Annotated in this window: 19 protein-coding genes; 2 read left to right on the plus strand and 17 right to left on the minus strand. The window is 64.4% G+C overall.

The window, feature by feature from the left end:
• Positions 1–98: 98 nt before the first annotated feature.
• The 10 genes from pyc to LB541_RS06740 form a co-directional block, all read right to left on the minus strand.
• The gene (pyc, locus tag LB541_RS06695) at positions 99–3557 is read right to left on the minus strand and encodes a pyruvate carboxylase (RefSeq protein ID WP_140685978.1); all 3459 of its coding nucleotides are present in this window, start codon (positions 3555–3557) and stop codon (positions 99–101) included.
• Positions 3558–3823: 266 nt separating this feature from the next.
• Complete coding sequence (locus LB541_RS06700; RefSeq protein ID WP_140493083.1) at positions 3824–4942, minus strand: branched-chain amino acid ABC transporter substrate-binding protein; 1119 nt, start codon at positions 4940–4942, stop codon at positions 3824–3826.
• A 137-nt stretch (positions 4943–5079) separates the two neighbouring features.
• Entirely contained in the window at positions 5080–5427 is a 348-nt protein-coding gene (locus LB541_RS06705) for a DUF6867 family protein (RefSeq protein ID WP_140493080.1), read from the minus strand.
• Between the two features lie 17 nt (positions 5428–5444).
• Positions 5445–6173, minus strand: coding sequence for an ABC transporter ATP-binding protein (locus tag LB541_RS06710; RefSeq protein ID WP_140628060.1), 729 nt, complete (start codon positions 6171–6173; stop codon positions 5445–5447).
• Positions 6173–7675 carry an ATP-binding cassette domain-containing protein gene (locus LB541_RS06715; RefSeq protein WP_224618078.1) on the minus strand — a complete coding sequence of 501 codons (1503 nt, stop codon included), beginning with the start codon at positions 7673–7675 and terminating at the stop codon, positions 6173–6175. Before LB541_RS06715 ends, LB541_RS06710 begins: the two co-directional genes overlap by 1 nt.
• Positions 7675–9225 carry a high-affinity branched-chain amino acid ABC transporter permease LivM gene (gene livM / locus LB541_RS06720; RefSeq protein WP_404928016.1) on the minus strand — a complete coding sequence of 517 codons (1551 nt, stop codon included), beginning with the start codon at positions 9223–9225 and terminating at the stop codon, positions 7675–7677. The genes LB541_RS06715 and livM overlap by 1 nt, the downstream gene beginning before the upstream one ends.
• A 52-nt stretch (positions 9226–9277) precedes the next feature.
• On the minus strand, positions 9278–10180 hold the full coding sequence (locus tag LB541_RS06725; RefSeq protein WP_140493067.1) for a branched-chain amino acid ABC transporter permease: 903 nt from the start codon (positions 10178–10180) through the stop codon (positions 9278–9280).
• Between the two features lie 335 nt (positions 10181–10515).
• On the minus strand, positions 10516–11517 hold the full coding sequence (locus LB541_RS06730; protein WP_140525023.1) for a 4-hydroxyproline epimerase: 1002 nt from the start codon (positions 11515–11517) through the stop codon (positions 10516–10518).
• A gap of 15 nt (positions 11518–11532) precedes the next feature.
• The gene (locus tag LB541_RS06735; protein WP_181181923.1) at positions 11533–12825 is read right to left on the minus strand and encodes an NAD(P)/FAD-dependent oxidoreductase; all 1293 of its coding nucleotides are present in this window, start codon (positions 12823–12825) and stop codon (positions 11533–11535) included.
• A 48-nt stretch (positions 12826–12873) separates the two neighbouring features.
• Entirely contained in the window at positions 12874–13767 is an 894-nt protein-coding gene (locus LB541_RS06740) for a dihydrodipicolinate synthase family protein (protein ID WP_140517527.1), read from the minus strand.
• A gap of 116 nt (positions 13768–13883) precedes the next feature.
• Between LB541_RS06740 and LB541_RS06745 the strand changes: the two genes are divergently transcribed.
• The gene (locus tag LB541_RS06745; protein WP_224518934.1) at positions 13884–14528 is read left to right on the plus strand and encodes a GntR family transcriptional regulator; all 645 of its coding nucleotides are present in this window, start codon (positions 13884–13886) and stop codon (positions 14526–14528) included.
• A gap of 85 nt (positions 14529–14613) precedes the next feature.
• Here LB541_RS06745 and LB541_RS06750 read toward each other — a convergent pair whose 3' ends face one another.
• Entirely contained in the window at positions 14614–14913 is a 300-nt protein-coding gene (locus tag LB541_RS06750; RefSeq protein ID WP_140517526.1) for a hypothetical protein, read from the minus strand.
• A 340-nt stretch (positions 14914–15253) separates the two neighbouring features.
• Entirely contained in the window at positions 15254–16750 is a 1497-nt protein-coding gene (locus LB541_RS06755; protein WP_140493051.1) for a CoA-acylating methylmalonate-semialdehyde dehydrogenase, read from the minus strand.
• A 222-nt stretch (positions 16751–16972) separates the two neighbouring features.
• Between LB541_RS06755 and LB541_RS06760 the strand changes: the two genes are divergently transcribed.
• Positions 16973–17854, plus strand: coding sequence for a LysR family transcriptional regulator (locus tag LB541_RS06760; RefSeq protein WP_140517524.1), 882 nt, complete (start codon positions 16973–16975; stop codon positions 17852–17854).
• A gap of 224 nt (positions 17855–18078) precedes the next feature.
• On the opposite strand, the gene LB541_RS06765 is transcribed toward LB541_RS06760, so the two are convergent.
• From LB541_RS06765 to LB541_RS06785, 5 genes are all read right to left on the minus strand, one after another.
• Positions 18079–19335, minus strand: a complete 1257-nt coding sequence (locus LB541_RS06765) for a D-amino acid dehydrogenase (RefSeq protein ID WP_140493047.1) — start codon at positions 19333–19335, stop codon at positions 18079–18081.
• 123 nt (positions 19336–19458) lie between these two features.
• The gene (locus tag LB541_RS06770; protein WP_140880344.1) at positions 19459–20001 is read right to left on the minus strand and encodes a nucleoside-diphosphate kinase; all 543 of its coding nucleotides are present in this window, start codon (positions 19999–20001) and stop codon (positions 19459–19461) included.
• A gap of 14 nt (positions 20002–20015) precedes the next feature.
• A complete protein-coding gene (gene rnk / locus LB541_RS06775) occupies positions 20016–20438 on the minus strand; it encodes a nucleoside diphosphate kinase regulator (RefSeq protein WP_140880343.1) in 423 nt (140 codons plus the stop codon).
• Positions 20439–20713: 275 nt separating this feature from the next.
• Positions 20714–21853 carry an alanine racemase gene (gene alr, locus LB541_RS06780; protein WP_140880342.1) on the minus strand — a complete coding sequence of 380 codons (1140 nt, stop codon included), beginning with the start codon at positions 21851–21853 and terminating at the stop codon, positions 20714–20716.
• 92 nt (positions 21854–21945) lie between these two features.
• Entirely contained in the window at positions 21946–22467 is a 522-nt protein-coding gene (locus LB541_RS06785; RefSeq protein ID WP_140517610.1) for an RNA pyrophosphohydrolase, read from the minus strand.
• Positions 22468–22470: the final 3 nt, after the last annotated feature.

Consider the following 22470-nt stretch of genomic DNA (forward strand, 5'->3'; position numbering starts at 1 on the left):
TCGATGCCCGACCGGGGACGGCGGGTCAAGCGGTTATCGAACAGGCTGGCAGGGCTGCCGACAGAAGCCGACAGTCTGTGGCTCTCTCTTGCGAGATCTCAATTGAAGGCGATCAGCAGGTCCTTGGCATCGATCTGGTCGCCGGCCTTGACCAGCACCTCGGCGACCGTGCCGTCACGCTCGGCATGCAGCGCCGTTTCCATCTTCATCGCTTCGATGGAAAGCAGCACGTCGCCGGCCTTGACGGCCTGGCCGGCGGCCACCGCGAGCGCCGAGACGACGCCCGGCATCGGCGCCCCGACATGCGCCTCGTTGCCGGGTTCGGCCTTGCGCCTTGCCTTCGCGGCGGACGCGCCATGCGCCCGGTCGGGCACCTTGACGCGGCGCGGCTGGCCGTTGAGTTCGAAGAACACGGTGACCATGCCCTTGTCGTCCACGTCGCCGATCGCCTGGCAGCGTACGACCAGCGTCTTGCCCTTCTCGATGTCGACGAACACTTCGTCTTCCGGCTTCATGCCGTAGAAATAGGTCGGCGTCGGCAGCACGCTGACGGGACCGTAGGTTTCCTGCGCGGCCGCGAAGTCCGAGAAGACCTTCGGATACATCAGCCAGGAAGCGAACTCGTATTCGCTGAGCTTGCGCTCGAGCTTCCGTTCGATCTCCTTGCGGCTGGCCTTGAGGTCTGCCGGCTTGAGCAGCGAGCCCGGCCGCGCCGTGATCGGCCTGTCGCCCTTCAGCACTTTCTTCTGCAGCGCCTGCGGCCAGCCGCCAGGCGACTGGCCGAGATCGCCGCGCAGCATCGAGACGACCGAGTCCGGGAAGGCGATATCCCTCGCCGGGTTCTCGACGTCGGCGACGGTGAGGTCCTGGCTGACCATCATCAGCGCCATGTCGCCGACCACCTTGGACGACGGGGTCACCTTGACGATGTCGCCGAACATCAGATTGACGTCATGATAGGTCTGCGCCACCTCGTGCCAGCGCGTCTCCAGCCCAAGCGAACGCGCCTGTTCCTTGAGGTTCGTGAACTGTCCGCCCGGCATCTCGTGCAGGTAGACTTCCGACGCCGGCCCCTTGAGGTCGCTTTCGAAGGCGGCATACTGGTTGCGCACCGCTTCCCAGTAGAAGGAGATCCTCCGGATCCATTGCGGGTCGAGCCCGGGATCGCGCTCGGTGCCCTTCAGCGCCTCGACGATCGAGCCGAGGCAGGGCTGCGAGGTGTTGCCGGAGAACGCATCCATCGCTGCGTCGATGGCGTCGACGCCGCTCTCCACCGCCGCCAGAACCGTTGCCGCTGAGAGCCCCGATGTATCGTGTGTGTGGAAATGGATGGGCAGGTCTGTCGCTTCGCGTAGCGCCTTGAACAGCACGCGCGCGGCGCTCGGCTTCAACAGCCCGGCCATGTCCTTGACCGCTATGATGTGGGCGCCGGCCGCCTCGAGCTCTTTCGCCAGCCCGACATAATATTTCAGGTCGTACTTCGCCCGCGTGGGATCGAGAATATCGCCGGTATAGCAGATCGCCGCCTCGATCAGCTTGCCCTCGGCGCCGACCGCGTCCATGGCGACGCGCATGTTCTCGACCCAGTTCAGGCAGTCGAACACCCGGAACAGGTCGATGCCGCCTGATGCCGCCTGTTTGACGAAATGCTGCACGACATTGTCGGGATAGTTGGTGTAGCCGACGCCGTTGGCGCCCCGCAGAAGCATCTGCAGCAGGAGGTTGGGCGCCGCCTCGCGTACCAGCGAGAGCCGCTCCCAGGGATCCTCGGTGAGAAAGCGCATGGCGACGTCGAAAGTGGCGCCGCCCCAGCATTCAAGCGAAAGCAACTGCGGCAGGGCACGCGCATAGGTGCCCGCTATGCCGGCGATGTCGTGCGTGCGCACACGCGTCGCCAGCAGGGATTGATGGCCGTCGCGCATCGTCGTGTCGGTGACCAGCACCTCTTTTTGCGTGCGCATCCAGGCGGCGAATTTTTCCGGACCGAGCACGTCAAGCTTCTGCTTGCTGCCGCCGGGCACATTGCCGTTGAGGTAGGGCACCACGGGTGCGGCGGCATCGGCTTTCGGCTGCGGCCGACCGCGCGTCTCGGGATGGCCGTTGACGCTGACGTCGGCAAGATAGTTGAGCAGCTTCGTGGCGCGGTCCTGGCGCTTGACCTGCTCGAACAGCTCCGGCGTCGTGTCGATGAACTTGGTCGTGTAGGAATTGTCGGCGAAGCTCGGGTGATTGATGATCGCTTCGAGGAAAGTCAGGTTTGTGGCCACGCCACGGATGCGGAATTCGCGCAGCGCCCGGTTCATGCGTGCGATGGTCTCGGCCGGCGTCGGCGCCCATGCGGTCACCTTTTCCAGCAACGGGTCATAGAAGCGGGTAATGACCGCGCCCGAATAGGCGGTGCCGCCGTCGAGGCGGATGCCGAAGCCGGTGGCGCCACGATAGGCGGTGATGCGGCCATAGTCCGGGATGAAATTGTGCTCGGGATCCTCGGTGGTGATGCGGCACTGCAGCGCGTGGCCGTTCAGCCTGATGTCCTTTTGTGCCGGAACGCCCGATTCCGGCGTGCCGATGGCGAAGCCGTCGAGAATGTGGATCTGCGCCTTGACGATGTCGATGCCCGTCACCTGTTCGGTGACGGTGTGCTCGACCTGGATGCGCGGATTGACCTCGATGAAATAGAACTTGCCGGTGTCGGCGTCCTGCAGGAACTCGACCGTGCCGGCGCCGATATAGCTGGTTTCGCGCGCGATCTTCAGCGCATGGCCGCACAGCTCCTGGCGCAGCTCCTCGCTGAGATAGGGCGCGGGCGCCCGCTCGACGACCTTCTGGTTGCGGCGCTGGATCGAGCAGTCGCGCTCGAACAGATGCACCGCATTGCCACTGGTATCGCCCAGGATCTGCACTTCGACATGGCGGGCGCGCTCGATCAGCTTTTCGAGATAGACCTCGTCCTTGCCGAAGGCGGCTTTCGCCTCGCGCTTGCCCTCGGTGACCTCGCGGGCGAGATCGGCCTCGGCACGGATGGCGCGCATGCCGCGGCCGCCGCCGCCCCACGAAGCCTTCAGCATCAGGGGATAGCCGATCTCCGTGGCAAGTTTCTTGACCGCCTCCATGTCGTCCGGCAACGGATCGGTGGCGGGAATGACAGGCACGCCGACCTCGATGGCCAGATTGCGCGCCGCGACCTTGTTGCCAAGCCGGCGCATCGTCTCCGGCTTGGGCCCGATGAAGGTGATCCCGGCTTCGGCGCAGGCCTCCGCGAATTCGGGGCTTTCCGAAAGCAGCCCGTAACCGGGGTGGATCGCATCGGCGCCCGACAGCCTGGCGACGCGGATCACCTCCTCGATCGAGAGATAGCTTTCGATCGGCCCCATGTCCTTGTTGAGATGCGGCCCGCGCCCGACCTGGTAACTCTCGTCGGCCTTGAAGCGATGCAGCGAATATTTGTCCTCCTCGGCCCAGATCGCCACCGTTTTGAGGCCGAGTTCATTGGCCGCGCGAAACACGCGGATGGCGATTTCGGACCGGTTGGCGACGAGGATCTTCGTGATGGCCAAGGATTGGGCTCCAGCAGCGGAAGGGAAGCGCCATGATTAGCGTGAAAATGCTGCAGTGCAAACAAAATTTGACGCGCGTTTAAACCGATTTAAACCCGAGTCTTCGCCTTGAGCGTGGCCCCAAACGGCTGAACATCAGTGGAAAGCCGCCGCTGTCCTCAAAACGAGGATCTTTGCCAGATAATAAACGCGCGATCGCTGCTTCCGTAAAAGAAAATGCCCGGCGCGAGGCGCCGGGCATTTCCGTGAAGTCAATGCGGACAGGCTTACATCTTCTGGACGTAGGTGTACTTGCCGTCGTCGCCCTTCTTCCACTCGTACATGACGTAGCCGGGCAGCGTCGGGTCACCCTTGGCGTCGTAGGAGAGGTCGCCGAGCACGGTCTTGAACGGACCCTTCTCGTGCAGCGCCTTGGCAACTTCCTGCGGGTCATTGGACTTGGCAGAGGTGGCTGCCTCGGCGATCGCCTGCATGGCCGCGTAGGCGTAGAGCGTGTAGGCCTCCGGCTCGAAGCCCTGCGCGCGGAACTTCTCGACCAGTTCCTTGTTGGCCGGAATCAGGCGAGGGTCCGGACCGAACGTGTTGAGCGTGCCCGCGACCGCGTCGCCAGCGATCGAGGCCAGTTCGTTCGACACGATGCCGTCGCCGGAAACCAGCGTCGCCTTGAGGCCCTGGTCGGCCGCCTGGCGGATGATCAGGCCGGCTTCAGTGTGCAGGCCGCCCCAGTAGATGATGGAGACGCCGGCTTCCTTCATCTTGGCGATCAGCGCCGAGAAGTCCTTGTCGCCGACATTGACGCCTTCATACATGACTTCCTTCACGCCCTTGGCGTTCATAGCCTTCTTGGTCTCGTCGGCAAGGCCCTGGCCGTAGGTGGTCTTGTCGTGCACGACGGCGATCTTGGCGTCCTTGAAATTGGCCGCCAGATAACCGCCGGCGATGCCGCCCTGCTGGTCATCGCGTCCGCAGGTGCGGAACACGTTCCACAGGCCGCGCTCGGTGAACTGGGGGTTGGTCGCGGCAGGCGTGATCTCGACGATGCCGTTTTCCGCGTAGACTTCCGACGCCGGAATGGAGACGCCCGAGTTGAAGTGGCCGACCACGAACTTGACTCCGTCGCCGACGAACTTGTTGGCGACCGAGATGCCTTGCTTCGGATCGGAGACGTCGTCGCCGACTTCGAGCTTGATCTGCTCGCCGTTGATGCCGCCCGCCGCATTGATGTCGGCGACCGCCTGCTCCGCGCCCTTCTGCAACTGTGCGCCGAAGGCGGCATTCGGACCCGTGATCGGGCCAGCAACGCCGACCATTAGATCAGCCCACGCATTGCCGCTGAACGCGATCAGCGCGGTCAGGGCGACGGCGGACAAAAGTGATTTTTTCATTTAAACGCTCCCATTAACGGAGTGGGCGTGGATGAAGCTTTCATGCGATGCCCACCCTTATCGCAGAAAGCATAGTTTGCCGATTTTCAGGCACTTGTCACGCCGATTCATCCCCGAAACGGCGTTAATGATGAACGTCAACCTTTCGGTTTCCAGCTCAAGATTGAAGCTCTTTCGTAGAGCCAATTATACTGTGTCACCATCTGGTTGGTTCGTGTGTATTGATAGCCGACGAAGCCGAGGATCATCAGTACGATGGTGTCGACGACATAGTAATGCAGCGAGAACATCGTGCCGTTGAACAGCGCGTGATGGATGAAGCGGATGCCGATGCCGAGACCCAGCAGATAGGCGAACAGCTGGACGAAGCTGCGCCAGGTCTGGGCACTGGCCTTGCCGGTCATCCATGCCGCCCAGCCGCCGAGCAGGCAGGTGACGAAGAAGAACTGCCAGATGGACGGTTCCTCGTAGAGAATGCCTTGCATGGTAAGGACTCCTGAACTCAGTGATGGCCGCCTTCGAGATAGGCGGCGCGCACTTCCGGATTGGCGAGCAGTTCCTTGCCGGTGCCGCTCATGGTCACATTGCCGTTGACCATGACATAGCCGCGCGTCGCCAGCTTCAGCGCGCCGAAGGCGTTCTGCTCGACCAGGAACACGGTCAGCCCCTGCGTGCGGTTCAGCTCGCGAATGGCATCGAAGATCTGTTTGACGATCAGCGGCGCAAGACCGAGCGACGGCTCGTCGAGCAGAAGCAGCTTCGGCCGCGCCATCAGCGCGCGCCCGATCGACAGCATCTGCTGCTCGCCGCCCGACAGCGTGCCGCCGCGCTGGGCGATGCGCTCCTTCAGGCGCGGGAACAGTGTGAACACCTTCTCGACGTCCTCGTCATAGTGCTTGAGGTTGTCGAGGCTGGCGCCCATCTGCAGATTTTCCATCACCGTCATGCGCGGGAAGATGCGCCGGCCTTCCGGCGACTGGGCAATGCGCAAGCGCGCGATCTCGTGCGTCGGCAATTGGGTGATGTCGGCGCCGGCGAAGGTGATGGTGCCCGCGCGGGCGCGCGGCGCTCCAAAAATGGTCATCATCAGCGTCGATTTGCCGGCGCCGTTGGCGCCGATCAGCGCCACGATCTCGCCCTCGTTGACGGTGACGTCGACGCCGTTCAGCGCACGGATGTTGCCGTAATAGGTCTGCACGCCCTTGATATCGAGCAGCGTCTTCCCGGCCATCACTTGCCCCCTCCGCGCTTGGCCCGAACGGGCTTGCCCGCTCCTGTCGCGGGCTTTGCTGCCTGCTTACCGGAAGCATGGCTCGTCGCCACCTTGCCGGCGTCGACGCGGCGCGAGAATTCCGTGTCCTTGCCCTGGCCAAGCAGCCTGGCCTGCTTGACCCATTCTTCGCGGGCGATGCGTCCGTCAAAGGCGAGATACGCTTCGACGGCCTCGACATCGGCCTTCTTCCAGGCGCCGATCTGGTCGAAGTGGAAGATGCCGTGTTCGTTGAGCTTCTTCTCGTTGACCGCGCCGATCCCCTTGATGCGGGTGAGATTGTCGGCTTTGCCGCCGCGGGGCGCCGTGAGGCGGTTCGAGATGCCCGCGGCCTTCGCGGCCGGCGTCTTGGCCCCTGTCTTGACACTCGCCTTGGTGGCCGGCTTCGCCGCCGGCTTGGTCCGCGAAGCAGGTGCTGGCGCGACAGCCTTGGCCGCAACGCTCGCCGCCCGCGCATCGACCTGCGCCGCCTTCGAGGCGCCCTTCGACACCGTGATGCGCTCGCCTTCGCTGTGGCCGACCGTGTCGCTCACCGGGCCGGCGAGATAGGACGACGATGTTCCCGGACCATGCGCGGCATCGGGACCGGTATCGAGTTGCTCGATGACGTCCTCGTCGCCGACTTCAGTCAGCACGGTCTCGACCTCCTCGTCGTCGACGCCGAGATAGGCGGCGATGACGCGCGGATCGGTGCGCACCGACTGCGGATTGCCGTCGGAGATCTTGCGGCCGTATTCCAGAACCACGACGTGATCGGAGATCTGCATGACCACCGACATGTCGTGCTCGATCAGCAGGATCGAGGTGCCGGTGTTGTTCTTGATGTCCATCAGCAGGTCGTTGAGCGCGGCCGATTCCTTTGGATTGAGACCGGCGGCGGGCTCGTCGAGGCACAGAAGCTCCGGGCCGGTGCACATGGCGCGCGCGATCTCGAGGCGCCGCTGCGCGCCATAGGGCAGGTCGCCGGCCGGATCGTCGGCGCGGTCGACCAGATCGGCTTTCTCAAGCCAGTGCTTGGCAAGTTCGACGGATTCGGCCGAGGCCTTGCGGTAACCGCTGAAGCCGAACAGGCCGAGCACCGTATAGCCCGAAGCCTTCATCAGCTTGTTGTGCTGGGCAACGAGCAGGTTCTCGAGCACCGTCATGCCCGAGAACAGGCGGATGTTCTGGAAGGTGCGCGCCACCTTGGCGCGCGCCGGGATCTCATGGTTGGGCAGCCGTTCGAGCAGGTAGATCGAGCCGTCCTGCCGGGTGAGAGTGATCATGCCTTCCGACGGCTTGTAGAAGCCGGTGATGCAGTTGAACACGGTGGTCTTGCCGGCGCCGTTGGGCCCGATCAGCGCGGTGATCTCGCCGCGCCTGGCGGTGAAGGACAGGTCGCCGATCGCGACCAGGCCGCCGAACTTCATCGACAGGTGTTCGACGTTCAGGATGGCGTCGTTCATGGAGGGGTTCGCGTTCATCAGCCGTGCCCCTCCTTGGTGAAGGAACTGGAGACAGCCCTTCGCACCTTGAGGAAGGCGGTCGGCTCACGGCTGCCGACAAAGCCGCGCGGCTTCCACAGCATGACGATCACCATGGCCATGCCGAACAGCAGCATACGGTAGAGTTCCGGCGTGAAGTCGGGTCCGAAGACCTGCTTGAGGAAGTCGAGTTCGCGCAGCACCTCGGTGCCGCCGATCATGACCAGAGCCGCGACGGCAATGCCGACCAGTGATCCCATGCCGCCAAGCACGACGATGGCCAGGATGATGGCCGACTCCAGGAAGACGAAGGATTCGGGGCTGACGAAGCCTTGCCGGGCGGCGAAGAACGAGCCGGCAAAACCGCCGAACATGGCGCCGGTGGCAAAGGCGGTCAGCTTGGTGGTCGTGGTGTTGATGCCGAGTGAGCGGCAGGCGATCTCGTCCTCGCGCAAGGCTTCCCAGGCGCGGCCGACCGGCATGCGCCTCAGCCTGACCGTGACGAAGGCGGTGAGCAGCGCCAGCCCCAGGATGAGGTAATAGAGGAAGATCTTGTAATAGGCGCTCGATGTGGCGATGTTCAGCACCTTGCCGATGTAGTTCGGATCCGAGACGTTGAAGCTCATCAGGCCGAAGAAGGTGACCTTCGGGATGCCGGAAATGCCGGCCGAGCCATTGGTCACCTCGCGCCAGTTGATGATCACCAGCCGGATGATCTCGCCGAAGGCAAGCGTCACGATGGCCAGGTAGTCGCCGCGCAGGCGCAGCACCGGAAAGCCGAGCAGCACGCCCCAGAAGGCGGCCATGGCGCCTGCGGCCGGCAGGAGGATCCAGAAGGAGAGGCCGTAATGCGTGCCGAGCAGCGCATAGGCATAGGCGCCGACGGCATAGAAGGCGACATAGCCGAGGTCGAGCAGGCCGGCCAGGCCGACGACGATGTTCAGCCCCCAGGCCAGCATGACATAGATCAGGATCTGGATGCCGAAATTATCGACCCATTTCAGCGACCCTTGCAGCCCGCCGACGAGCGACCACGACATCAGCGACAGCATGCCCACGACAATGATCGGATAGAGCACCAGTGCGGCGATGCCGAGTTTTGTGAAGTTGGCATGGATGAAGCCGCGGAAATAGTAGATCACGCAAGCCAGCGCGTAGATGACCGCAAGGGCGCGCAGGAATTGCAGATAGCCGGCCGGCTCCGCCCCTACCCAGCCGGCGAGAGACCTGCTGAAGACGAACAGCAGCGCCGCGACGATGACGGCCACGATGAAGGCTGGAAAGAGGAAGAAGCGCGACGCCACGCTGGCCGGCAGCAAGCCGGTGGCGACGTCGGCGATCTTCTGGTTGGCCAAAAAGGGCTGGCCGTAGGCGACATAGAGGAAGCGGCCGACGGCCGTGGCGATGACCACTGCGGCGAGCAGGCCCCAGCGCTGCACCAGGATCAGCTCGTTTGAGATGTTCTGGTCGGTCTTGAGCCCGATGAACAGCACGAACAGGCCGAGCGCGATGGCACCGGCATAGAAGGCCTCGCGCAAGGCGCGCTGCATGGGCGTGGCTGCGACGGTGTCGCGCTCGGGAGATACGGTGACGGCCATGATCTCAGACCTTTTCGACTTCTGGCCGGCCGAGAATGCCGGAAGGCAGGAAGATCAGCACGATGGCCAGGATCGAGAAGGCGGCGACATCCTTGTAGTCGATCGAGAAATAGGCCGACCACATGCTCTCGATGAAGCCGATCAAAAGACCGCCCAGCACCGCGCCCGGCAACGAACCGATGCCGCCCAGCACCGCTGCGGTGAATGCCTTCACGCCGGGCACGAAACCGTCCGAGAAGGCGATGACGCCGTAATACATCAGGAACAGCGTGCCGGCGACGGCGGCAAGTGCCGCGCCCATGATGAAGGTGATCGAGATGGTGCGGTCGACATCGATGCCGAGCAGCGCCGCCATCTTGCGGTCCTGCTCGCAGGCGCGCTGCGCCCGGCCAAGCGAGGTCTTGTTGACCAGGTACCAGAACAACACCAAGAGCAACGCGGTGACGACGACGATGATGATCTGCTTCAGCGACACGCTGATGCCTTCGATGTTGTAGACCTTCGACACCATCGGCGGGATCGGCTTGTTGCGCGGGCCTTGCGTCACCTGCACGAAATTCGACAGCGCGATCGACATGCCGATGGCGGTGATCAGCGGCGCCAGCCGGAACGAGCCGCGCAGCGGCCGGTAGGCCACCTTCTCGATCGTCCAGTTGTAGAGGCTGGTCAGCAGCATCGCCACGATCATCATCACCAACAGCGCGATGACCACGGGAACCGAATAGAACAGGGCGCCCAGGATGAGGAAAACGATCAGCGCCGTGAAAGCGCCCACCATGAAGATATCGCCATGAGCAAAGTTGATCATGCCGATGATGCCGTAGACCATCGTGTAGCCGATCGCGATCAGCCCATAGATCGATCCCAGCGTCAGCCCATTGATAAGCTGCTGGACAAAATACTGCATGTGTACATGGCTCCCCTGGAATGTCGCCCATGCAGACGCATTCCTTTTCGTATTTCCCCTAGTCGTAAGGTTTCGAGACGGGATTGCAACGTCATTTTTTGATCGTCATGCGTGTTTCCGACTGCACGCCGTTCGATTGCCCGTTTTTTCGCACCCGCCCCCTGGACTATCGCGGACCCTATCATTGGCATAACGCAATGTCTTTGACGATTAAGCGTCATCATGCGCTCCATTTCGAAGAAATCGCCGTCAAAATAAGTTGATGAGACGATTCGTTGCGCTCGTGACAGCAATCCTTTTTGTCCTTCCCGACCTTCCGCAGCGTGATGAATCGCCTATTTGACGACGAAGCCGTGCGCGAACGGATCGCGGTCATCGATGAAGATCGTGTTGAGCCCGGTCATGCGCGCCCAGCCGCCGATCGAGGGAATGATCGCCGGCTTGCCTGCGACCGTGACGTCTTTTTCAACCTTGCCCTTGAACAGCGAGCCGATGATCGATTCATGGACGAACGCATCGCCGGCCTTGAGCTTGCCCTTGGCATGGAGCTGCGCCATGCGCGCCGAGGTGCCCGTGCCGCACGGTGAGCGGTCGATCGCCTTGTCGCCGTAGAAGACCGCGTTGCGCGCGTCCGCACCCGCCACCGTCGGCTCGCCGGTCCACAGCATGTGCGACAGCCGGTTGATGCCCGGATTCTCCGGATGCACGAAAGAGTATTTCTCGTTGAGCCGCTGCCGCACCACCGGGCTCCAGGCGATGAGGTCGCCCGCCGAATGGTCTGCCATGTCGCGATAGTTTTTCTGCGGCTCGACGATGGCGTAGAAATTGCCGCCATAGGCGACGTCGACGACGATCTCGCCGAGCCCGGGGCATTCGACCGTCAACCCCTCGGCATGGAGGAAGGAGGGCACGTTGGTGATGCGCACCTCCTCGACATATTCGCCGACCTGTTTGTATTCGGCGATGACCAGGCCGGCCGGTGTGTCGAGCCTGAGCACGCCGGGCGTCTTCGGCTTGATCAGCCCGTGCTCGATGGCCATCGTCACCGTGCCGATGGTGCCGTGGCCGCACATTGGCAGGCAGCCCGAGGTCTCGATGAACAGGATGGCGATGTCGCAATCCTCGCGCGTCGGCGGGTAGAGGATCGAGCCGGACATGACATCGTGGCCGCGCGGCTCGAACATCAGGCCGGTGCGGATCCAGTCATATTCGGCCAGGAAATGCGCGCGCCGCTCCATCATCGTCGAACCCTGGAGCAGCGGGCCGCCGCCGGCGACCAGTCGCACCGGGTTGCCGCAGGTGTGGCCGTCGATGCAGAAGAAGGATTTCCTGGCCATGACGCTCCTCGAAAATCAAAACCGTTGTGGACTGAAGGGGGCCACGTCGATCGGCGGAGTCTGCCCCAGGACAAGCTCGCGGATCAACCGTCCCGTCGCAGCAGCCTGAGTCAGGCCAAGATGGCCGTGGCCGAAAGCGTAGACCACCGGCCGGCTTCCCGATGCGCGGCCGACGACAGGCAATGAATCCGGCAGCGAGGGACGAAACCCCATCCATTCGCGTCCGCCCGAAGGATCGAGGCCCGGCAGGAAGTCTTGCGCCTTGCGCAGCAGCGCCTTCGAGCGCGCGTAGTTGGGCGGCCGCTCGATGCCGCCGAGCTCAACCGCGCCGCCGATGCGCAGGCCCGTGTCGAGCGGCGTGATGACGAAGCCTTGGCCGGAGAAGATCAGCATCCGCTTCACCTCGAAGGCGGCCTTTGGCAACGTCGTGTTGTAGCCGCGCTCGGTTTCGAGCGGAATGCGATCGCCGAGCTGCCGCGCCAGCAGATGCGACCAGGCGCCGGCGGTGACGACCAGGTGCCGGGCTTGCCGCGTCGTGCCGTCGGCCAGCGTCAACGTCGCGCCGTTCCCGTCCGCGGCGACGCCGGCGATGCGGGCCTTCTCGAACCGCGCGCCCTTGGATTGCGCATAGTCCCAGATCGCCTTGCCGAGCAGTTTTGGATCGGCGATTGTCTTCCAGCCCGGCACGAACGTGCCTTTGCCGAAGCGCGGCGACAGGCCGGGCTGCAGCTCCGCCAGCTCCTCGCCGCCGACATGGCGGAAGCCGATGCCGAAGCGCTGGCGCGCCGCCCAGCCGGACAGCGAGGCCTGGAATTCGGCCCCGCTTTCGTAGAGTTCGAGCGAGCCATCCTCGCGCAGCATCCGCCTCGTGCCGGAGCGGTCGAGCAGGCCCATCCATTCGGCCTCGGCGAGCGCCATCATTGCGGCCTGCGCCACCAGGCCAGCCTCGTAGTGCTTCGCCGAGCCGGCACGCCAGAAGCGGATCAGCCAGGGCAGCAGCTTCGGCAGGTAGGCGGGCGGGATGGCGAGCGGGCCGAGCGGATCGGCCAGCCATTTCGGCAATTGCCGGAGCATGCCCTTGTGCGCCAGTGGCAGCACGTCGGAAAAGGCGAAGGCGGCGGCATTGCCGGAGCTCGTCTCCTCGCAGATGCCGGTGCGGTCGTAGACCGTGACGTTTCGCCCCGCCTCGGCAAGAAACGCCGCCGCGCAGATGCCGATGATGCCGCCGCCGACGATGGCGATATCTATTTCTTCTCCCTGTTCACGGGGAGAAGACGCCCGCAGGGCGGGGCGCCGCCGCGCTTCCATCGATTTGGAACTTCCTGTCACCTGGGCGCCGCCTCTCGGAAGAAAGCCTCAGAACGCCGGTAGTGTCGGCCGCACCGCCAGTGCGTCCTTGACGATCTTCTCGACCGCCTTGCGGCGCTCGCCCGACAGCGGCTGGCGCGGCATGCGGACGCGGTCGTTGGTTTGAATGGCGAACACCTCGGCAAGCTTGATGTTCTGCACCAGATAGGTCGAGACGTCGAGATCAAGCAGCGGCCGGAACCAGCGATAGATGGCGAGCGCCTCTTCGCGGCGGCCCCGCTGCATCAGCTGGTAGATCGCCACCGTCTCGCGCGGGAAGGCGGTGACGAGACCGGCCACCCAGCCGATGGCGCCCACCGACAGCGCCTCGAAAGCGAGATTGTCGACGCCGGTAAACAGGTCGTAGCGGCTGCCCAGGCGATTGATGATCTCGGTCGAGCGCCTGATGTCGTCGGAGGATTCCTTGATGGCGACGAAGCGCTCGTCCGACGCCAGCTCCTCCATCTGGTCGACGGTGACATCCACGCGGTAGGCGAGCCGGTTGGAATAGATCATGACCGGCAAGTCGCCGGCCTCCGCGACGGCGCGCAGCGCCGCCACCGTCTCTTCCGCATTGGTATGGTAGATCGGGCTGGGCACCACCATCAGGCCGTTGGCGCCTTCCTTGGCGGCGCGGCGGGCGATGCTGGCGGCCTCGCGTGTCCCGGCCTCGTTCACCGTCAGCAGCACCGGTTTCTTGCCAGCCACCTTCTGCGCGGTTTTCAGCACTTCAATCTTTTCGTCATGGGACAGCATCGGCCCTTCGCCGAGCGATCCGCAGACGATGATGCCGTCGCAGCCGGCCTCCATCTGCAAGCCGAAGCAGCGCTCCATCTCGGCATGGTCGAGGCGGTCGTCCGTGGTGAATTTAGTCGTGACGGCTGGGAAAACTCCGGTCCACATGGTCATCGCTCCTCTGATATATCAGCCGTATATCTATTAAGAAAGCCGCTGTCAACACGGATTCTCCTATGATATATGCAAAATATATCAGGAGACTGCCTTTGATATCCATGCAAATGAGCGCTGCGTTCGAGCCGGCTGCGACCAAGGCCTACCGCATGCTCGAGCATATGATTGTCACGCTCGAACTGGCGCCGGCGAGTTTCGTCACTGAAGGCGGCCTGATCGAGAAGCTGGCGCTCGGCCGTACGCCGGTGCGCGAGGCGATCCAGAGGCTGGCCTGGGAAGGACTGCTCGACGTGCGGCCGCGCGCAGGCATCGCCATCGCGCCGCTGCACCCCGGCGACTGGCTGCGCGTCCTCGACGCGCGCCGCGGCGTCGAGGTGGTGCTGGCCCGCTCCGCGGCGCGCTTCGTCACCCGCGACGCAGCCGACCTCTTCCACGATGCCGCGCTTGCCATGCAGAAGGCTGTCATCTCCGGCAACGTGCTTGCCTTCATCCAGGCCGACAAGACGCTGGACGAGGCGCTGGCGCGGGCTGCCGACAACCCGTTCGCGGCCAGGCTGGCTGCCCCGCTGCAGACCCATAGCCGCCGCTTCTGGTTCCGCTACAAGGCCGATACCGGCCTGGCGGAATCGGCCGAACATCACGTCGCGCTGATCCGCTCGATTGTCGACGGTGACGAGGAAGCCGCCGCGAAGGATGCCAAGCGGCTGATGGCATTGCTGCGCGCCCATGCCGAGGCGGCCGCCACACGTTGAAGCATACCGACCGACACCGACCTCGGTTCAGGACAGTGCACCCCCAAGACTACGCGTCGCCTGAACCGCTTCGACGCGATGAGGCTCAGGCTCCTGGCAAGGCCGCCTTGATCGTCGGGCTGTCCCAGCCCTCGCCGACGGACAGGATGCAACTCTGGCCCTTGGTGTCGGAGGCGAGGACGGTCCAACTGCCCTGTTCGGAAACGAACACCTCAAGCACCACGTTGGGATTGATCAGACCACGCCCGGCCTCGCTTTCGTGGAAATTCTCGCCGAGCGCCTTGACGATGTCGGCGCGTGCCGCACATTGGCCGGCTGCATTCGCCGGCCCTATCGATAGCGCCGCCGCGGCGCATAGCAGCATGGACATAAGACGTTGTGCCATCGGACACCTCCTTGCGCCCGACGATGCGATGCTAACGGTCAGCCGTCGGCGCTCTGGTTGCCTGCCATGCCTCCTCCAGGGCAGGATCGTAGCTCTAAGTCCTGGCGCCCTCGCCGGTTCCATCACATTAGCGTTTGCAAAATAAACGGCTCGAGCCAGGGGACTCGGGCCGTAGATTTTTGGGTGGTCCTGCCGGCCCGCGCGGCCGCAGCCGAAGGACGCGCAAGCGGACAAGCGTCCGGCTAGTTCATCGTCGGGATGACGAACTCGGCCCCGTCCTTAATGCCGGCCCGCGCGCCCGCAGCCGAAGGCGAGGACGCGCTATCGGACAAGCGTCCGGCTAGTTCATCGTCGGGATGACGAAATCGGCCCCGTCCTTGATGCCGGACGGCCAGCGCGAGGTGACCGTCTTGGTCTTGGTGTAGAAGCGGAACGCGTCCGGACCGTGCTGGTTGAGATCGCCGAAGGACGACGCCTTCCAGCCACCGAACGTGTAGTAGGCGATCGGCACCGGGATCGGCACGTTGACGCCGACCATGCCGACCTGCACCCTGGAAGCAAAGTCTCGCGCGGCGTCGCCGTCGCGCGTGTAGATGGCGACGCCATTGCCCATCTCGTGGTCATTGGCGAGCTTGATGGCGTTCTCGTAGGTCGGCGCGCGCACCACCGACAGCACCGGCCCGAAGATCTCTTCCTTGTAGATGCGCATGTCCGACGTGACGTTGTCGAACAGGCAGCCGCCCATATAGTAGCCGTTCTCGTAGCCCTGCATCTTGAAGCCGCGACCGTCGACGACCAGCTTGGCGCCTTCCTTGACGCCGATATCGACATAGCCCTTCACCCGCTCCAGCGCCTGAGCGGTGACCAGCGGGCCAAAATCGGCGGCGGAATCCGTCGAGGGGCCGACCTTCAGGCTTTCGACGCGCGGCACCAGTTTTTCCATCAGCCGGTTGGCGGTGTCGTTGCCGACAGGGACCGCCACCGAGATCGCCATGCAGCGCTCGCCGGCCGATCCGTAGCCCGCGCCGATCAGTGCATCGACGGTCTGGTCCATGTCGGCGTCGGGCATGATGATCATGTGGTTCTTGGCGCCGCCGAAGCACTGCACGCGTTTTCCCGACGCAGTGCCGCGCGAATAGATGTAATGAGCGATCGGCGTCGAGCCGACGAAGCCGATAGCCTTGATATCGGGGTCGTCAAGGATGGCGTCGACGACTTCCTTGTCGCCGTTGACGACGTTGAGGATACCGGCAGGCAGGCCCGCCTCGATGAACAGCTCGGCGATGCGGATCGGCACGCCCGGGTCGCGCTCGGAAGGCTTCAGGATGAAGGCGTTGCCGCAGGCGATCGCCGGCGCGATCTTCCACAGCGGGATCATCGCCGGAAAGTTGAACGGCGTGATGCCGGCGACGACGCCGAGCGGCTGGCGCATCGAATAGACGTCGATGCCGGGGCCGGCACCGTCGGTGAATTCACCCTTCATCATGTGCGGCGCGCCGATGCAGACCTCGACCACTTCGAGGCCGCGCTGGATGTCGCCCCTGGCATCGGCGATCGTCTTGCCGTGCTCGCGCGCCAGGATGTCGGCCAGTTCGTCATAGTCGCGGGCGACCAGTTCAAGGAACTTCATAAGGACGCGCACGCGGCGCTGCGGGTTGGTCGCGGCCCATTTCGGCTGCGCCGCCTTGGCGTTCTCGACCGCCGCGCGCAGTTCCGCCTGCGAGGCCAGCGCCACCGTGCCGCGCACAGAGCCGTCCATCGGCTGCATCACGTCCTGCTTGCGACCGCTGGTGCCGGCGACACGCTTGCCGCCGATGAAATGACCGTATTCGATCATGATGTCTCTCCCTGGGTTTGTGATGGTGCATTGTCCGCCTTTGGCACGCCGATGGCAACGCGAGGGAGAACGCAACCGTTGTGCGGAAAATAGACAACGGTTGACGGGAGAGCATCAATTCTCGCAAATGGGAAGGATCACGAAGACGACGCCCAAGGATTGGCAGGTTGAGTTCCTTCACCACAGAACGCGACATTGAAAATTGTCATCCGGACCATCCCCATGAACTGGGATGACGTCCGCATCTTTCTCGCCGTGGCGCGCGCCGGGCAAATCCTTGGCGCGGCGAGGCGCCTGGAACTCAATCACGCCACCGTCTCGCGCCGCATCGCCGCACTTGAAGACGCGCTGCGCACGAAACTCTTTCGCCGGCTGACCACCGGCAGCGAGCTGACGCCCGCCGGCGAGCGCTTCCTCGACATTGCCGAGCGCATGGAGGGCGACATGATCGCCGCCCGCTCGACAATATCAGGCGAAGGCGACGACGTTTCGGGCACGGTGCGGATCGGCGCGCCGGACGGGTTTGGCGTCGCGTTCCTCGCCCGGCGCCTCGGCGCACTGACCGCGCTGCACCGTGAATTGACGATTCAGCTCGTACCGGTGCCGCGCTCCTTCTCCCTGTCTCGCCGCGAGGCCGACATTGCCATCACCGTCGAGCGGCCGACCGAGGGCCGGCTGGTAGCGGGCAAGCTGGTCGACTACTCGCTCGGCCTGTTTGCCTCGCGTGCCTATGCTGAAGCCCACGGCCTGCCCCAGACCGCTGCCGAGCTGGGACGGCACACATTGATCGGCTATGTGCCGGACCTCATCGTCAGCCCATCGCTCGACTACGCCGCCGAATTCAGCGCGGACTGGCGCACCAGCTTCGCCATTTCCTCCGCGCTCGGGCAGGCCGAAGCGGTGCGGTCGGGCGCCGGCATCGGCATCCTGCACACTTTCGTCGCCCGCTCGATGCCGGAACTGGTGGCCGTCGACGTGGTGGCTCCCATCCGCCGTGCCTACTGGCTGGTCTATCACGAATCGGTCAGGCCGCTGCGCCGCGTCCAGATCGTTGCCTCCTTCATTACAAAGGCGGTGGAGCGGGAGAGAAATCTTTTCGTCTGACGCATGTCGGCCATCGCAGCTTCTTCCACGACACGGAGAACGGCATGATGGTGCTCGACCCCGCCTTCTTCGCCAGATGACGAGTATCTCGCCCATTCCAATCGGTCGCCACCGAAGTGACCATCCGGTGGGCTTACCGGCTGCTGTTCTACGAGGGCTGGGTGAAACAGGCGTTCTGACGCGATATCCCCCGGCCGCGCCCGCCGATGGCGAGCGGGCGGCGTCTATTTCAGATAGCGCTCCTGCGCCAGCGCGCGGGCGTCGATATCGGGCACTTTGTTCGAGATGATGTCGGCCAGCACCTTGGCCGAGCCGCAAGCCATGGTCCAGCCGAGCGTTCCATGGCCGGTGTTGAGGTAGAGATTGGAAAGCTCCGTGCGCCCGATCAGCGGCGGCCCGTCCGGCGTCATCGGCCGCAGGCCGCACCAGAACGTCGCCTCCCGCATGGCGCCGGCTCCCGGGAACAGGTCGCCGACCGAGTGTTCGAGCGTGCGCCGTCGCGATTCGTGCAGCCGGAGGTCGAACCCGGAAATCTCGGCCGTGCCGCCGACGCGGATGCGGTCGCCGAGCCTCGTGATCGCGACCTTGTAGGTTTCGTCCATCACCGTCGACACCGGCGCGGCGGCGGCATCCTTGATCGGCACCGTGATCGAATAGCCCTTGACCGGATAGACCGGGATCGGCCGCTTCATCCGGCGCATGAAGTCCGACGAATAACTGCCCAGCGCCATCACATAGGCGTCGGCGGTCAGCCAGCCCTTGCTGGTGCTCATATTGTTGACGCGGTTGCGGCTGCGGATGACGCGCCATATCGTCGTGTCGTATTCGAACTTGACCCCGCGTGCCACGCAAAGCTCGGCCAGCCTGTCGGTGAACATCTTGCAGTCACCGGTCTCGTCGCCCGGCAGCCTCAGGCCGCCGACGAATTTTTCGCGCACCGCGGCCAGAGCCGGTTCCGCCGCGATGCAGCCGTCCTGGTCGAGAATTTCGTAGGGCACGCCATATCTCTTCAGCACCTCGACATCGCCTGATGTGCCGTCGAGCTGCTTTTGCGTGCGAAACAGCTGCAGCGTGCCCTGCGTCCGCTCGTCATAGGCTATGCCGGTTGCCTCGCGCAGCGCCTTCAGCGTGTCGCGGCTGTATTCGGCCAGCGGCACCATGCGCGATTTGTTGACCGCGTAGCGTTCGGCGGTGCAGTTGCGCAGCATTTTGACCAGCCACGTCCACATATGTGGATCGAAGGCCGGCCGCACCACCAGCGGACCATGCTTCATCAGCAGCCATTTGATCGCCTTGAGGGGGATACCGGGCCCGGCCCAAGGCGAGGCATAGCCGGGCGAAATCTCGCCGGCATTGGCGAAGCTGGTTTCCAGTCCCGGCCCTTTCTGGCGGTCGATCACGGTCACCTCGTGGCCAGCCTCGGCGAGATAATAGGCCGTGGTCACCCCGATCACGCCACTGCCCAGCACCATGATTTTCATTCATTCACTCCTTGCCGCGCCGAGCGTCCTCAGGACGCCCGTGGACGCGGCCGTATTTTTGATTTGCGCATGATCCCGAGCGAAAATCGATGTCGATCTTCGAGACCACGCGCCGTTGCCCATTCACGCCGCCGAGGGACCGGGGTCGTCTTCTTCTGTCTGCCGCATTCCGGCCGTCTCGCCAAGAGGCCGCCAATCGGCTGCGGCACTGTAGACGAGCCTGGGCCCGTGCGGTCGCCGCGCGTCAGCCTGGTCTTTCTGCCTGACCGTGCGCCGGGCAGCTTCCGGCTGGTAAAGCACGGCCTTGATCAGGATCGACTCCCGCCTGCCGTCGGCGTGTTCGACCGTTGCCGTCTGGCCTTGCGCCATGCCAAGCATGCAGAGCCCGCGCCTCGTTGCGACCGACAGGCTCGAGCCGACCGGCCCGCGCACCTCGTGCTGCACCAGGGTTCGCGTCTCGGCGGGACCGGCATCGACGCCGAACACCACCCTGCTGTTCAGCGTAACGATGTCGGGGCCGACCGAATCGATCGGCACGACATCGGCGCGTGAAAGCTTGTGTTCGAGCATGCGCACGATCGGATCCGCGAACGCCCGCCGGCGCTCCAGCATGACTTCGAGGACGGCGAAGTCCTTCGTCGTCAGGCAGCAATTCGTGCTCGTCATCACCGCCTCCGCCATCAAGCTCGTCGCGGGCCGGAAGCCGGCGCATCGACGGCCTCGACGGTTACCGACAGTTCCCGACCGCCACGACCGTTCCAGCAAACCGACTGCCCAACGCTGACGCCAATAAGCGCGGTTCCCATCGGCGTCAGCACCGAAATGCGGTTCTCGGCTATGTCGGCCTCACCCGGGTAGACCAGCATGATGCGCTGGGCGTCGCCGCTTTCGCCGCGCACGATCACCGTCGAACCCATTCGCACCACACCGGCCGGCATCGCCGCCGCGTTCGTGACGACGGCCCTGTCCATTTCCGAAAGCAGCTCCTCGGCCATCTCGGGCGCGCGATCGAGCAAAGCCCTGGCCAGGCCCGTCAGCCTGTCATGGTCGGCGTCGCTGATCAGAAGATGGCTGTTTGGACGCAGTTCTTTCGCGTGTTGCATGGCAAACCTCATGGACCGGCGCATCGAGCGGATGCGCGCCTGCCGGCGCGCTGGCGGCGGCGTGATGAAAGGCCGGCAGCCGCGAAGGGCTGTTCGGCTTGATGGCGATTGTGGATGTATGGATGCCCCGGTACGGACGGACGCCGGAAGGCGGCCGCGCCGGGGCTACGATCCCGCGATCGGGCAGACCCTGAAGAAGGTTTTGCTATAAGCGAGCTTGCTCATGTGCCAAAGCTTGCCGAATGGCGCCCGCTTGTCAAGCGCGGCCAAACCACTCAACCGCCCAGATAGCGCCGGTGAAAACGCGTTCCGAGGCTGGCCAGGATTTCATACCCGATGGTGCCGGCATGGTCGGCAGCATCGTCGACGCTCTGTGAGGGCCCTAGCAACTCCACCAGGTCGCCCTCTCCGAGCCGGCCGGGCGGCAAGGCGGAAATGTCGAGAATGATCGAGTCCATCGACACGCGCCCGACGAAAGGCAGGCGCACCGCCTCGAACCATGCGGCCGAAGCGGAGCGGCGCAGCCAGCCGTCCGCATAGCCGAATGAAATCGTCGCCAGGCTGAGCGGGCCCTGCGCATGGTAGCTGTGGCCATAGCCGACGCCAGTGCCCTTTTGGACACTGCGCGTCTGCGCCACCTTGGCCTGCAGCCCGACCACGGGCAGCATCGGGTTGGCTTCGCCAGGCGTCGGGTTGATGCCGTAGAGGGCGGCACCGGGCCGGGCGAGATCGCAATGATAAAGCGGGCCTAGAAAGATGCCGGAGGAGTTGGCGAGCGAGGCCGGCGCCACGGGTAGCATGGCACGCAACCGCGCGAATGCCAGCCTCTGCTGTTCATTGGCCGGGTGGCGCGGTTCATCGGCGCAGGCCAGGTGGCTCATCACATATCTGACGTCGATGCCATCGAAAGCGCCGACATCCCCGGCCACCGCCTCGACCTCGGCTGGCGCCATCCCAAGCCGCGACATGCCGCTGTCGACCTGGACGGCAGCCGGGAGCCGGCGCCCGGCGCGGTGTGCCGCTGCGCGCCAGGCTTGCAACTGTGCGCCACTGTTGATGACAGCGCACAAGCCAGCCGCCACCGCTTCCGGCTCGGAACCCGGCGGCAGCCCGTTCAGCACGTAGATGTCCGGTCCGGCCCCCACCGCCTTGCGCAGCGCGATGCCTTCGGACAGCAGCGCGACGAAGAAGATGTCGCAACCTTCCTTCATCAGCGCCGATGCCACTTGCGCGGCGCCGAGACCGTAGCCGTCGGCCTTGACCACGCCCGCGCAGCGCACGCCGCCCAGCCGTGCCTTCAGCCGCCGGTAATTTTCGCGGATCGCGCCAAGGTCGATGGTGAGGATGGCCCCGGCAGCAGCCTCGCTTGTGGCGTCGGCTTCCTCGGGCAGCGATCTTTTGGGGGCGTCGTGCATGGCGGCCCTTCTTGTGGCGGATGGACATCAATAAGACGGTCGAACCGGCGCGGCAACCGCTGGCGTTTGAACCGCGGCCGCGGCCCGTCCGGCTATGGCACAAGGTGACGGAACGCCGTCACCACGTCTTCATAGACCTTGCGCTTGAACGGCACGATCAGGTCGGGCAGCTCCTGCATCGGCCGCCACGACCATTTGTCGAATTCGGCGGTGTGGCCGCCGGGCGGCGGATTGATCTGGATCTCGCTGGTATCGCCATGGAAGCGGAAAGCGAACCATCGCTGCGTCTGACCCCGATAGCGCCCCTTGAAGGCGACGCCGACCAGGTTGTCCGGCAGATCATAGTTGATCCAGTCCGGCGCCTCGGCGAGCAGCGAGACGCTGCGCATGCCGGTCTCCTCATAGAGCTCCCGCTCCGCCGCCTGCAGGGGCTCCTCGCCCTTGTCGATGCCGCCTTGCGGCATCTGCCAGAGCTGCGTGGTGCCGGCGAATTCGCTGTCCGGCTCGGCGATGCGATGGCCGACCCAGACCAGGCCCTCGGCGTTGAGGATCATCAGCCCGACACAGGGACGGTAGGGCAGCGTCTCGCGGTCGACCTTCTTCGTCTTCGGCATCAT

It is taken from the genome of Mesorhizobium sp. BR1-1-15 (assembly GCF_020165475.1).
Classification (GTDB): Bacteria; Pseudomonadota; Alphaproteobacteria; order Rhizobiales; family Rhizobiaceae; genus Mesorhizobium.